The organism is Kothea flammea (assembly GCF_052161645.1).
Classification (GTDB): domain Bacteria; phylum Planctomycetota; class Planctomycetia; order Pirellulales; family Pirellulaceae; genus Laterigemmans.
Genome location: NZ_CP197414.1, coordinates 5540613 through 5553767 on the forward strand (window position 1 = coordinate 5540613; position 13155 = coordinate 5553767).

Below are 13155 nucleotides of genomic sequence, written 5' to 3' on the forward strand. Positions count from 1 at the left end.
TTTTGTTAATCTATCTGAGAGCACGGCCAGGGACCGCGACTAGCGCCGTCGGCTCACGGAATAGGTTTTAAATCATAAATGACCAAAGTTTGCGCCGCGTGATCGGCAGCCGGATACCGCTTCCTAGCTTTGGGGATCGCCAATTCAGCTGCGTTATCATCGGGCTTATATTTTTCATGCAACTGGCGATGATAAGTTTGTCGCTCATCATCCCCGCGGGCACGATAAATTCGCGCCAAGTTCGCATGCGCGGTGACGTTTTCCACGTCAGTATCAAGGACACGCTGAAATTCCTTTTCCGCCGCGGTGAGATGTTTCTCATAGTTTTCTTGATCTCCCATCACCTTGGCTTGTTGCGCCAGGTCAAAAAGTGTCAGCCCGTATTCATTTCGCACCACGTAGTCCAAGCTGAAATCAAACTTTCTAGCGGGAATTTTTGTCTCCAACACGCCTTTGAGTTTATCGGCGGCGGCTTGTAAATTGCCCTGCTGGCGATCGACCACGCCACTCAACCAAGCAAAGGTCCAGGCTGGAGGCTGGGGATCGAACTTCAGTGAACGTTCTAAGGCTTGCGTGGCACCATTGAGGTCGCCCTCCTCCACCATCACCCGCGCCTGATTGAAGGGACCGTCATAACGGCCCAGTTTTTCCACAGCCGCGAAGGCTTCGGTCGCTTGTTTCAGCTCCGACTTACCTTTCAACAACAAGCCGATGCCATAATCGTTCCAGCGTTGCCAGAGGGGAAAGTCTGGCTGCGGATTCCGATCCGCAGCAACCGCCTCGCCACCGGCGACCGGCAACACCAGATGATCCTCGGCCATCACGACCACGGGAAGTGGGTTGGGGGAATCGCCACTGCCGCGCAAGACAGGATCTCGCGGGTCTTTGTTGGCTTCAATAATGTTTAAGTATTCCGTATCAAACTTGCGGTACAAGACGCGAACGTGAAACTCCAACGGACCGCGAGTCTGCGGGGGAACGCGGAAGCGATAATGGACCGTGTGTCCAGCTCCGGGTGGGATCTGATGGTTGTAGAGCGTGGTAAAAATATCTTGAGCGTTACGGCGATTGATTCGATTTCCGTCACGGTCCAAAACGAAGTTATTGAGAAAATGGGCCCAAGGATCGACCGTGTCTGTCTCATCTTGCAAACCGCTGGCCGCGATCAGCTTGCCCTGATCCTTGACCGTAACCTCCAGCCAAATGTTGTTCGAATCGGTCGTTCCCTGTGTGAAATGGTGCCCCAGCTTTAACGTTCGGACGACCGTTTCCAGCAAGTACTCTTGACCAGGCTGAAGCTCGGGAATCTCCGGCCGCAGCGGAGCCATCAGATGCCCCTCGATGCCACCGCCTTCGCGGATGCCGAAGAGATCGACGCGCAAGCAATCTTGCAAAAACTTCGTCGTCCGCTCCACAGCGACATCGCCACCTTTCCAATATTGCAAGGCGGTGTTGGCACCTAAGAACAAGTGATCCTTGACTGCGAGCCTACCCAATTTGTCCGAATATTTTGCTCCCAACTCATTAGAAGCCACTTCCGGCATGTGGCAACCATTACAGTTGTCTTCGGCCACGGCCGGATAATAGAAACTGCGTGCTCCGTGCCCGCTAACTCCACTTAATAAGTACGAATCGTGGTGATTCTGGCCCCGCATCCACTCGCGATACTTGGTTAATTCGCCAGGCAAGCTGACCTTGTGGCAAGTGCTGCAGAAATCTTCGGACTTGTGGAATGGCTTGAGCATTTCCGACTTATGGAAGGAAGGTTTGGCTTTCACCAGCAGTTCATTGATCTGTTGCAGCAGCGGATTGTCGCTGTAAGCAAACGGATAGTGAGCTGGCTCATCAATCACGTAGTCGCCGTTCCCTCGCGTGCTGCCGATTGATTGAATCGCGTGGCAAACCGTGCAGGTGATCCCAGCGTGAGCGGTCGGGTCGACAACGTCATCAAATTCCGGATCATCAAAAGCGCCCGAAAAGAAGGGAACAGGATCATGGCAACCAGCGCACCAACGTGTGGCCTGCACGTTGTTGTCGCGTTGCATAGACAATTCTCGTGTCTCACGCACCGAGGCGGCATATGCCGGATTGTTAAAGCTACTTAGGTGGTGCGCACTATGAAGCCAAGAATCATAAATATCTTCATGGCACTTGAGACAATAGTCGTCGTTCATCAACGTGTCCGCATTGATAAAAGTGCCGCTGGCGGTGCGGGACAGCGACGGCTGAAAGTACTGGTCGCCCGACGAGGGGGCCGAACCGTCGCTGATTCGCGGATCAGTGCTTTGCACGGCTACCATGGCGACTACCCCCACGGCCACGGCGGCAAACAATTTGCCTCCCACCGCCCAGCGAATTCGGGGACCTGCCAAGCGATGCAACCAGTACAGCCAAACCGCCGTCAGCGGCGCGATGATGTGGGCCCAGTAGACTACCGTGCGAATTTCGGGATTAACAATTTTTAAATTACCAATTCGCATCAACAACACACCCGAAACAAGGATCGCAATGGCGATTCCGAACAAAGCGTAACCGATGCGAATCGCCCGTTTGTTTCGCCGCTTCCTCGCTTTCAACATGTGGAAGATGCCGAAGACAATCACCGGGACAATTAACAGCAACCCCAAGCCCAAGTGAACCAAGAACATCAATTGATAAAAGTGATTTTCGTAGACTTCGCTCCGCAGCCACTGCAGATAGGTGATGCTGGAGAGATAAAAGCCGTTCGCCGCCAGCAGCCCGAATAGCGCGAAGACAATATATAGCAACACCCGCAGGCGGGGCGTAATCGAACGAACATACTTTGGCTGGCTCGCCGCGGCGCGCATCAAGTGCGCGTACTTATCAGTGGCATCAGATTGAGAAGCGCTCATGGTGATCACGATTTACTGGTTGGACGATTGATTTGCAGCACGCCCCAGCTTTGGCACATCCAACGATTGTTTCCGCAGAAACAAGCGGGAGGCGAAGCGGGTGCGGAGAAGACGACCTGGCGGATGCAGAGGTCGTGATATCGTCTCAACGAGTAACAAACCCGCGAGCATGGAAGCGGGCCGAGTACCATCCACCAACGGCGTTGGCCGTGGGCTTTTTCTTGGACTTCGGCTAGGTTCCTACCACAACCCCAGCAAGCGGGTCGCTCGCGGCGGTCGCATTAAACGCGACCGCAGGGTTTCGTAATCGGAACGATCAGCAGTGGGGAAAGGGCGCAGCACCGAGGGTGGTGTAGCGTGCGAATTTGCTGACCAAGGATTCAATGAAGGGCCGTTGTCGCGACGTGAAAAATCGGGCGGCGCAACGGTGTGAGAAATCGGTCCAGCGGGTGCCTGCCGGCAACTCGGCCCGTCACAGGGCTGACTGACCGGCGTGGTCGGCATGCCCGACTCGTCTGTGTGGCTAACTTCCTGATGCCCACCGCTGCCCAACGGCATAAGGTAGTCACCGCAACTGGCCGCGACCGGTGTTTGCCCAACCACAATGCCGACGGCGACCAACAGCCCAAAAACGACACCGCTCCAGCGACCAACGGTGTTAAAGCCGTTAGCGGTTGCGGAATCGATTTGAGCGACAGGATAAAGCACGACGAAGTCACTTGAAGAAAAGGCACCATGGAGGACCGAGCATTCATGGGTGCAAATAACCGTCTTTCACTCCAGCATAACCGTTTTTTGTTCAGCGTGCCCAAAATTTGCGAAAAGACTGAATCCGAGTTCGGTGCCAAGCATTCGCCGCGTCTGCTTGCTTGGCGGCCGCTTGGTCCTCAAGGGGTGGTGGATAGGCCCGCATCGCGCGAAACGGTAGGGGATCTACGGACTGCCCCGCCAAAGTGTTCAGATCGGCGTCTTTGTCCCAGCCCACGCTGTGCAAGACAAAATCTCGCTTCCAGCCGACCGGTAGAGGCTCTACCGGGACGGCAAATTTCAGTCGAATCTCATCCCCGCCGGCAATCACCACCATTTGGTCATCCCAAGCGGTTAGCAACTCCAGGCAATCGCCAAATCGCGTCAGCCCGCCAGCTAATGGAGGCCATTTCGGCTGTTTGCTGGCTTGATGATAATCGTATCGATGCGGCTGGGTGCTGTCGCGAGGCAGCAATTTGGAAAAGCCGTGCTCGGCCACTTCGGCGGAGACTAATTCTAAAGTCTGCGTCCGTAATTCCGTCTCAGGTGGATTGACGACAACCTTCGCTGCGTCCCAGTAGATCTGCGCCGAGGTACGAATCCGCACGCGGGGGTCGAGTGGATTGAATTTACCTGTCAGCTTGACCACGATCGTCTTGGTTTTTCCTCCTGGAAAGCCCATCGCCGGGATCGACTCGACCCAATTCCCCTCCGCATCAGGAATCCACACCGAAGGTGGTTCGACGGCCGGCAATTGCGGGTTTTGGTCAATCTGAATATTCAACGAGGAATCGGTCGGCAGAATCCAACCGGTGAGCAGCAAATAGACTTCATCGTCAGCGGCCAACGGCCCGATGCCAAGATCGATCCAGTGGGGCGGACAGAGACCTTGCCGAATTCGGCGATCAAATCCCTGGACGTAATTTTCATCAACGGTTGCCAGTAACTCCCGGCAATCAACCCCGTTGGTATCCACAGCCGACACGACCGGGCGACTATCGCCAAAAGCATAAACACGATGCTGCACGACGTCGGGTGGTCCGACCTTTTCGTTCGTCCAAATATCGACTTCGGCGGGATGATCCACAGCCATCAAGGCAACATGATCAAAGTAAGCGATCTCCCACAATTCCTCCGTCAATCGCAATTCGTAGTGTCCATCGCGGGGCCGCAAAAAGTCTCCGTCAACTTTGAGATACTCCCAAGGACGATCGGGGACGACTTTGCCAACGGCGTATTGCAAACCGAGCGGTGCGGCCCATAAACAATCGGTGACAAAGGCAAATTTTTCGCCGTCCCAGGTGTAAAGGTAGGGACATGAACCTTTCAGCGTTTGTTCTTCGACGATAGTCACATCGCTGGGTGGATCGATAATGTTTTGGGTAATCCCGTTGGTCAATATGGATCGCAACGTGTCGGCCGACTCGTTGCGATTGATGCCAAAGCGGGTCGATCGATCGGTGACGACCGCGGCTCGATAATGGGGTCCAAAACGAACTTCGTGCGTGCTGCCGATGGCATAATGGTTCACCCGGCCAGTGGCGTTGTCGTCGATTCCTTTCATTTGGATCTCAACAAAGTGCCCCAGCGACTCGCTCGTATTCGCCAGCACAATCACTTCGTTTCCCGAGGCCAGGCAAACGTCCAAGCGGTCATCACCGTTAAAGTCGGCGATCGTGGCAGCGGCAACAGGGGCGGAAAATAGCGGCATGATCGGCAGGCCGGTCAACTCGCTCGGTCCGCCGCGAAGCAAGCCGGCGCCAGCGGGACCGTACAACAGCAAGTCGCTCCAAGAGTCGTGATCCAAGTCGGCCAGCAGGGCACGTCCGCCGAGCAACTGGTCATTCTCTGCGGTGGCCCCGCGGGTGGTGGCTGCGGTGGTGCGAAAAACGCCGGCCCCGGTGGTCTCGGTCCGCATCAGCCCAACACCTTGGCTGCCGGAATAGACCGCATCCCAGGAAACGTTTCCGTCCCACTCCACCGCCGCAATGCTGCCTCCCTGACCAACCGGTGAGGCCGCCTCCAGGGGTGCCCAGCGAAACTGGAGATGCAATAAATTTTCCAGCCAGCCGATCGCTCCCGAGCGGTGAATGGCAAGTAGGTCGAGATCTAAATCACGATCGAGATCGACCAGACCAAAATCGACAACCGGATCATCCTGCGGCGGCAGCAGGCTGAATTCGGTGGCGGAAAAGAAGGTCATGTTATCGCGATTGATCCAGAACTGGACGCCGTTGCCGAGCGTGCTGATTGCCAGATCGAGATCGCCATCGGCGTCGATATCGATCGGCTGTAATGCCGCCACTTCAGTCACCGATTCCAGCCCGGTTGGTTCATTGAGAGCCAGCAACCGTTGATCGGGTGGTGTTTCTTGGCGACCGTCAACACGGACGATGTGCAGACCATCCTGGCCCCAGGCAATGATGCTGGGGAAGACGTCGTGGCGGAGCGAATTTTCGCCAGCGGCGGTGGGGTTGGCCTCGGAGTCGGCTTGGTAAGAGCGTTTGATCTTGAGGGGAAAATCAGCGTCCACCATAAACAAATCGACCACCGTTAACCCGCGGGTGCCGGCCGGGATCTGCAACGAAGCCCATTCGCCCCAGCCCCCCTCGACCGCTTGCCACACGCTCAAGCGGTCGGAAGTGGCGACCAGCATTGCCGCGCGGTCATTCAGCAGTAAATCGACCTGCGCCACCGCCAAGACTGGACTGTCGGTGGTGGTCACCACGGCCGGTTCCGCGAAATTTAGCTCGGTCGCGGCGGCTGGGGGAAGCGATTCGGCGGCCAGTTGCAAAGCAAGTTGATTGATCGCCTCGGTGGCTACCAAATCCAACGGGTTGGGGGCAGCAAGTTTACGATCCGATTTAAAGATTTCGGTTCCATTCAACAGGTTAAACCATTGGCGAGCAGGCAATACTGCGGCACGAAAATTGCCACTATTGACCGCTTCAATGATGTTTGCTGGAAACGCCTCGGGAGGCAGCCCCGCGCTCGATAAAGCAATAGGGCGAAAGAACGTATCCAGAGGCTCAGTCAGTTTGCTCAGGCGGGCGGCAATCTCGGCAGCTGCGGGCTTTTCCGCTTTGAGGCTGAACTCAAGGGCTTTAAAAGCAATAAATAGGTTTCGCGGATTGGCCGCCGATGCGGCGATCAGAGCCTCAGCAATGGGTTCCACCAACGGGTCCGCACCGCCACCGAGCGGGTCTTCTGCCATGGCGGCGGCATCCTCCAACAAGCCGACCAAGACCGCGGCCCCTGGGGAGGCTTGCAACCGCTGGCCCAACTCCTGGGCAATCCCAGCCATGGCGGTTTGCTTCTCATCAAAGGAAGCCAATTCGGCAGCCGTGATATCGACTTTCGCTTGCAGCCAAGATGCTTGGTCTTGCCGGCGAGTTTCCCCGCTCGCACGATCGGCGGAAATTAATCGCTCGGTGACTTCACTCGCATCGGCGAGCCGCAGCGGCAATTGCTGCTCCGCATCCGCTCGCTCCTCAGGAGTGGTCTGAGGAGCGTTTAACTTTTCCTTTAACTGCTGCAACCGACTAACGTGCGTGACGGCCAAATTCTGCAGGGCATCGAGGTTCCCAGGTTCTTTGACCAATAGTTGCGTCCATAGCGCAACGGCAGGTTCGGTGTTGAGATTTTCCGTTTCCGCCAAAGCCCGCTGCATCAAGTCCAGCTTGGCGGCCGGTTCCATCGCTTCACCCACGACAACTGGACCCGCTCCATCGTCTCCATCACCAGCAGGCTGGTCTGGTTGCGGACGCAGAAACCAAACGCCCAGCATTAGCACGGCAACCGCCGCGGCAACGAGCAATCCCTTTTTCATAGCATCCGCCATCTTAGAGCAGGTCAGTCGTCAGCGTGGGCTGTCATGGATCAGCCGGCCTCTTCTTCGGCGGCCTCTTCTTCGGCGGCCTCTTCTTCGGCGGCGTCATCCTCAGCGGCACTATCATCAGCACCAGCATCGTCCGCATTTTGCGATCCGCCTCCACCACCCATCCCGGGTGGCGGGCCGCTGGCTTTGCCTTCGATGATCGTCGGCTTTTGCTCGAACGCCGACATATACATCGAGTAGACTCCCGTCATGCCGCCCAAGAATGCCGCAAAGACAAGGACCATGACGATGAAAGGAAGGATGCGCAGCGGTTGAGCCTGGGGAGTCTCCATGGATGTTCCTGCAGAATGAGAACCAAAGTAAACCAGCAACCTTTACTTTAGTCCCTCCCCGGCGTGGCGAAAATCGGGCGTGGAGAATTTACCGCCGCTCAATCCAGCAATTCTTGCACGAATTTTGGCGAGGGATTGCCCCCTTGCACCGCTGCCGCCTTGAAATATTCAGCCACGTAGCGACGCAGCGGTTGTTCGGGAGTCTTAAAGCGATCCCCCTTTTGCAGAATCGGGCGATATTCTTCCATGCTGCCGAATTGCCGCGTGCCGGCGACTTGGCAGGGAATCCAGTGGCCGTTACCCTCCGCGTCTTCCAAATAAAATTCCGGGTAGCAGTGCAATAACACGTGCACCATGCGGGCCGGAATCCGCATCGTGCGACAGATCGCCACAAACGCGCTGGTCAACTCCTCACAATCGCCCGTGCCGTCTTTCAACGCATCGTCGGCCGATTTAATGTCACCCTCGACGTACGCGATTTTTTCTCGAACCCAGTCATAAATCTGTTCGACACGTTGCCAATCGTTCACCGCTGGTTGGGCTTCAATCTCCCGCACCGCCGCCCGCACCCGCGCGCTGCCGACATCGATGTAGGGGCTAGAGATCATGAATTGCCGCATATCTCGATCGACTCGGCGGGGAATTTGCAGCGAAGTCACCTCCTGGGGCGGCAAAATCCGATAGCGGGTGATCTCAAAAGTAAACAGAGCATTGGCAAGACTGCCCGCCGGCAAACCGCCAATCTGAGCGACAAACTGACTGGCTAAACCGTTTAAATCACGTTCTTGCCAGCGTCGAAAGACGGGGTCGATTTGGCTCTCCACCAATCGCACCTCCTGTTCGGGCCAAACTCGAGGCAACGGAAAGGTGGTGATAATGTTGCGACAGTTCGCTCGCCCAGTGCTTAACTCCAACCCGCAACGGTAACGCTGAGTCTTGGGGTCCACATAAGATAATATTGATTCGCTCTCGGTCGCGCCCTCGACTGCGGTTTCCCCATCGTCGGCTGTTGGTAACTGGCCAGCCAAGACGTCATTGCAGGCAAACCAGGCAAGCCCGCCCAGGGCAGCCAATTGACGCATGGAGTGGCGTCGAGTCGATACCGGGTTGACCGTCCGAATTGGCTTTCGAGCATGCATTGCGGCAAATACCTTGCAAACGTTCTAACGGGCGTAGATCTCAAGTCGCTCCAGTGTAATTGGAATGACTCGCCAACACAGACGCAGCAGTTTTTCCAACACGGGAAATTTCATCTGCTGATAGATTTCCTCCACCAGCTGACAAGATTCATTCAAAACTTGACAGATATCTGGCAACCGAAAAGGACCTCCGTTAGCGGTCGTAAAAAGGTGACCGCTAACTTGCGTTATTCGACGCGAATGTTAAATCGATAATGCTCACTGATTGGCGGGGACTTCAATTTGCGCTTATTCGCGTGGTTCGCGGGCAAACCAGGCCACCAAACCTCGGCCCCCTCATCCCCAGCCCTTCTCCCCCAAAACTGGCCTTAACAAGGTTTGCGTGCGGGAAAAGCTTTTTCGCAGGCCAGTCCCGGGGGCGAAGGGAGCGAGTCTTTTCGCGGGGCTGGCTTTTGGTTGCTAAATAGTTAATACGCGAACTAAAACACTTGCACCAAACGGCCAACAAAATATTAGCGGTTTTGGTGCTAGCCACCGCTACCTTAAGAACCTGCGGGCGTGGGCGACAACGGTGCGACCGGCAAACCTTCGGTTTCGCGCAACGTTCCCGGGACATACCCTTGGGGCAACCAATTGTCAGGATTGTTTGCATCATAGGGGACTCCGCCATTATACCCCAATCCGTAGCCCATTCCGCCGATACTATCAGCGGGGACTGGATACCCGCTCCCGCCGTAGTAGCTGCTGATGGTTTCACCGCCGCAGCCTAACTCGGGACCATGGACGGCACCACATCCCGGCAGCCCGCACCCAGCGGCCTGACCTGGATAGGTTGGGGAAAAATTTGGGTTACCGACAGCACATGCATTGCAAGCTGCACCGGGACCATAGCACAAGCCGCGGAAGAATCCGCAGCCGACGGCAAATGGTAGTAAACCAACAGCAAGACTTAGTGAAAGCAAGCGAACGCTCATTGTAATCCCCTTCCTGTGCGAAATTGATCGTGAATCAATACCTCGAACCTTCGTGGTACTGCTGAAACCTAGGTCGCTCCGGATGAGGTGCAAATGCAACTTGATGTTTTTTCGCAACATTTGTTTTCACGACCGCGTGATGCCCCTCCCCCAAGCATGCCGTGTGATGTGAAATGGCAACATATAACTGCTGTGCTCGGCACAGCCTACAACCTGGCCGTTATCGATTGCGGCCCAGCGTCGCCAGCGTTATTTGGCTGTTGATGCTCTGTGGCACGCTGGCCCCCAACGCCTCCGCCAGCGGATTACGAGAAGGTGATGAATTCTGGGTCATCAGCACCCGTTCGATCACGGCCACCGCGTTGTGCGCTGATCTGCATGATCCACAATTCCGGATCCTTCAATACGACCCGTCGCTCGGCTTTCAGCCGCAGACACGTGACCAGCTGATCGACCTGCTCGGCTCCGACGGGACAAAGCACAGCGTGATCTACGCGCACGGGAATCGCTTTGATTGTGCCGAAGCGGTGGATCGTGGCTGGTTCGTCTATCAGAAAATTGCCTGCTATCGCCAAGCGGAAACACCCCTGCGGTTTATCGTTTGGAGTTGGCCCAGCGATCGCGTGGATGGTGTGCTCAAGGACGTTAAGATCAAGGCGGAGAGAACCGACTCGCAAGGACTCTATTTGGCTTGGCTGCTGCGGGAAGCGGCACCGGCTCCCACTCCCCTGACGGTGCTTGGCTACAGCTTTGGCGGTCGCGTGGTGACGGGGGCCCTGCATGCTTTGGCCGGCGGTTGCCTTGCGGGCCGACAGTTGCCCGGTGAGCACGTTCAAGGCCTGCACGTTAACGTCGGTTTGGTGGCGGCGGCCGTGAATCAGGATTGGTTATATCCGGGCCGCTATCATGGCCGGGCCACTCTGAATATGGCGAGCATGACGCTGATGTATAACCCTCGTGATTCAATCCTGAAACGCTACTGGATTCTGGAACCCGGCTTGAGCGCGCGAGCTTTAGGGGTGACCGGCCCGGTCAGAGTCGGTCCGCGCGCCGACGGCAGCCGCTTGCCAGTGTCAGCTCGCAACTGCAGCAACACCGTCGGTACCCATCACGACGAACTCGATTATTTCAGCCGACGCTGCCGAGCCGGAGAAATCTTCGCCCGCTTAATCGAGAGTCAAATGACTGAAAGTCGAATGATTGAAAGTCAACCGCTCGAGTGCCGACTTGAGGCGTGCCAGGAGTTGCCATGAGTGATCCGCCCACTGCGAGCAGCCGAAGCGATAGCAGTTCGTCAGCCGATGCATGGCGCAATGGCCGCTACCTGTCCGCTGCGGATGTGCAATTCCCAGCCGACGACATCGGCGTGCTGCAAGGCGTGATTGCCGTGGAGAAATTGCGAACCTGGAAGCACGCTTGCCCACTCCTACCACGCCATCTCCGTCGCTTTGCCACAACGGCTGATTTTCTCGGGATCGGTCCGTTCCCGTCGGCATCCGAGTGGACCGCTGTGATCGAACAGTTGTTGGCTGGCGCGCTGGCCATGCCTGCAGCAAAAAGTCAAGCTGCCGCCGACGAGACCGAATGGGGGCTTACCTTGCTGGCCACTCCCGGACGGTTAGGTGAGGCGGAACCGACTCTAGTCGCACTGCTCAATCCGCTCAACCTGAGTCATTACCGTCAACTGGCTGCCAACGGACAAGCGTTGATCATTTCTGATGTTCAACAGCCAGCTCCCGCATGCTGGCCTCGCCACTTGAAGGTTCGCTCGCGCATCCACTATTACCTGGCGGACCGCCAAGCACGCCAAGTCACCCCCGGCGCCTTGGGCGTGCTGCTGGACGATGATGGCACGATCACCGAAACCAGCACCTCCAACATCCTGATTCTCGAAAACGATTCGATCATCTTGCCGCCGGCTGACCGGGTCTTGCCAGGTGTGATCGCGGCCAGCTTATTGGAGCTGATGGAAGCAGCCGGCTGGTCGGTAAAGCGTGAGCCGATCTCTCCCCAGAGGTTGCGTCGCGCTGACGAAGTTTGGTTGACCGGCTCGCTGGTTGGATTATGGCCAGCCAACTCAGTCGATGGGATCGAAAAGCCGCTCAGCGATCGACTTCGCCAGTGGCAACAACGCCTGGCCGCGGCTCTCAAGACGGACGACAAGTAATCGACCGTTAGCTGGACAGGAGAATGGGGGCAGGAAAATGTAACGGAGATATTTTCCTGCCCCCACCTTCCTGCCAAATCGAAAGGACGTCAGCGTCCTGTACGAACTTCGTAACGAATGCGACCTCAATAAATCTTATACTAGATTGCCGCGCACCAGTTGGTGAAAGGCTTGCAACAACTGTTGCGTGATGGGGCCCGGTTTGCCATCACCAATCACGCGACCATCGAGCCGCACCACGGGAATGACTTCGGCCGCACTGCCGGTCAAAAAGCATTCGTCGGCAATGATCACATCATGACGAGTCATCGGATGTTGGCTGACCGAGATCCCTTGAGAGAGTGCCAATTCGATGACGGCGTTGCGGGTGATGCCTTCGAGAATCCCCGCTTCGATCGGGGGCGTGTTAAGCCGACCGTGCTTGACGGTGAAGATGTTATCGCCCGTGCACTCAGCCACTTCGCCTTTGTGATTCAACATCAAAGCTTCCACACAACCGGCTCGCAAGCCTTCGATCTTGGCCAGAATATTGTTGAGGTAGTTCAGCGATTTAATCCGCGGACTGAGGGCGGCTGGATGGTTGCGAATGGTCGAAGCGGTCACCAAGTCGAGACCGTCGCGATAGTATTCCTCGGGGTAGAGGGCAATTTTATCAGTGATGATAATGATCTGGGGATTGCTGCAACGGTTCGGATCCAACCCCAGCGATCCGGCGCCGCGAGTCACGATCAAACGAATGTAAGCGTCGGTCAATTGATTGGCCTGCAGAGTTCGCTCGACTTCGGCTGCCATTTCCGCTTTGGTGCCGGGGATGTCCAACGCCAACGCGCGGGCCGACTCCCACAACCGATCGAGGTGTTGGCTCAGCTGAAAGACTTTGCCGGAGTAGCTCCGCATTCCCTCAAAGACTCCGTCACCGTAGAGCAAGCCATGATCGTAGACGCTGACAGTGGCCTGTTCTTTGGGAACCAGCGTGCCATTCATGTTCACTTGCAAAGTCATCGCTTGGGCCCAATTCCTAGGTTAAGACAAGAAAAAAGTATCGCCGCAACAGTATAACGTCAGCCAAGCGACTTCCAAGGTGC

The 13155-nt window shown here is 56.4% G+C and carries 11 protein-coding genes; 3 read left to right on the forward strand and 8 right to left on the reverse strand.

The features are described from left to right. Positions 1–53: 53 nt before the first annotated feature. Entirely contained in the window at positions 54–2873 is a 2820-nt protein-coding gene (locus SH139x_RS20650) for a multiheme c-type cytochrome (RefSeq protein ID WP_488351659.1), read from the reverse strand. Between SH139x_RS20650 and SH139x_RS20655 the strand changes: the two genes are divergently transcribed. Next, complete coding sequence (locus SH139x_RS20655) at positions 2859–3011, forward strand: hypothetical protein (protein WP_488351660.1); 153 nt, start codon at positions 2859–2861, stop codon at positions 3009–3011. The two genes, SH139x_RS20650 and SH139x_RS20655, sit on opposite strands and share 15 nt — an antisense overlap. 102 nt (positions 3012–3113) lie before the next feature. On the opposite strand, the gene SH139x_RS20660 is transcribed toward SH139x_RS20655, so the two are convergent. The 6 genes from SH139x_RS20660 to SH139x_RS20685 form a co-directional block, all read right to left on the reverse strand. After that, entirely contained in the window at positions 3114–3581 is a 468-nt protein-coding gene (locus tag SH139x_RS20660) for a hypothetical protein (protein WP_488351661.1), read from the reverse strand. 91 nt (positions 3582–3672) lie between these two features. Then, the gene (locus tag SH139x_RS20665; protein WP_488351662.1) at positions 3673–7449 is read right to left on the reverse strand and encodes a hypothetical protein; all 3777 of its coding nucleotides are present in this window, start codon (positions 7447–7449) and stop codon (positions 3673–3675) included. Positions 7450–7499: 50 nt separating this feature from the next. Next, the gene (locus tag SH139x_RS20670) at positions 7500–7790 is read right to left on the reverse strand and encodes a hypothetical protein (protein WP_488351663.1); all 291 of its coding nucleotides are present in this window, start codon (positions 7788–7790) and stop codon (positions 7500–7502) included. Between the two features lie 98 nt (positions 7791–7888). Continuing rightward, positions 7889–8929 (reverse strand): transglutaminase-like domain-containing protein, encoded by a 1041-nt coding sequence (locus SH139x_RS20675; protein WP_488351664.1) that lies wholly within the window; start codon positions 8927–8929, stop codon positions 7889–7891. Between the two features lie 24 nt (positions 8930–8953). Further along, entirely contained in the window at positions 8954–9085 is a 132-nt protein-coding gene (locus SH139x_RS20680; RefSeq protein WP_488351665.1) for a hypothetical protein, read from the reverse strand. Positions 9086–9471: 386 nt separating this feature from the next. Continuing rightward, the gene (locus tag SH139x_RS20685; RefSeq protein ID WP_488351666.1) at positions 9472–9903 is read right to left on the reverse strand and encodes a hypothetical protein; all 432 of its coding nucleotides are present in this window, start codon (positions 9901–9903) and stop codon (positions 9472–9474) included. A 173-nt stretch (positions 9904–10076) separates the two neighbouring features. Between SH139x_RS20685 and SH139x_RS20690 the strand changes: the two genes are divergently transcribed. Continuing rightward, positions 10077–11156 (forward strand): hypothetical protein, encoded by a 1080-nt coding sequence (locus SH139x_RS20690; protein ID WP_488351667.1) that lies wholly within the window; start codon positions 10077–10079, stop codon positions 11154–11156. After that, positions 11153–12070, forward strand: a complete 918-nt coding sequence (locus SH139x_RS20695; RefSeq protein WP_488351668.1) for an aminotransferase class IV — start codon at positions 11153–11155, stop codon at positions 12068–12070. The genes SH139x_RS20690 and SH139x_RS20695 overlap by 4 nt, the downstream gene beginning before the upstream one ends. A 135-nt stretch (positions 12071–12205) precedes the next feature. Here the strand turns inward: SH139x_RS20695 and ilvE are convergent, their stop codons facing one another. Further along, positions 12206–13072, reverse strand: a complete 867-nt coding sequence (gene ilvE / locus SH139x_RS20700) for a branched-chain-amino-acid transaminase (RefSeq protein WP_488351669.1) — start codon at positions 13070–13072, stop codon at positions 12206–12208. Positions 13073–13155 lie beyond the last annotated feature (83 nt).

Excerpts from the sequence above, each read along its gene's own strand:
- SH139x_RS20675 (WP_488351664.1), bottom strand. The coding sequence starts at position 8,929 with ATGCATGCTCGAAAGCCAATTCGGACGGTCAACCCGGTATCGACTCGA.
- SH139x_RS20690 (WP_488351667.1), top strand. The coding sequence starts at position 10,077 with ATGGCAACATATAACTGCTGTGCTCGGCACAGCCTACAACCTGGCCGT.
- SH139x_RS20670 (WP_488351663.1), bottom strand. The coding sequence starts at position 7,790 with ATGGAGACTCCCCAGGCTCAACCGCTGCGCATCCTTCCTTTCATCGTC.
- SH139x_RS20685 (WP_488351666.1), bottom strand. The coding sequence starts at position 9,903 with ATGAGCGTTCGCTTGCTTTCACTAAGTCTTGCTGTTGGTTTACTACCA.
- SH139x_RS20695 (WP_488351668.1), top strand. The coding sequence starts at position 11,153 with ATGAGTGATCCGCCCACTGCGAGCAGCCGAAGCGATAGCAGTTCGTCA.
- SH139x_RS20650 (WP_488351659.1), bottom strand. The coding sequence starts at position 2,873 with ATGAGCGCTTCTCAATCTGATGCCACTGATAAGTACGCGCACTTGATG.
- ilvE (WP_488351669.1), bottom strand. The coding sequence starts at position 13,072 with ATGACTTTGCAAGTGAACATGAATGGCACGCTGGTTCCCAAAGAACAG.
- SH139x_RS20665 (WP_488351662.1), bottom strand. The coding sequence starts at position 7,449 with ATGAAAAAGGGATTGCTCGTTGCCGCGGCGGTTGCCGTGCTAATGCTG.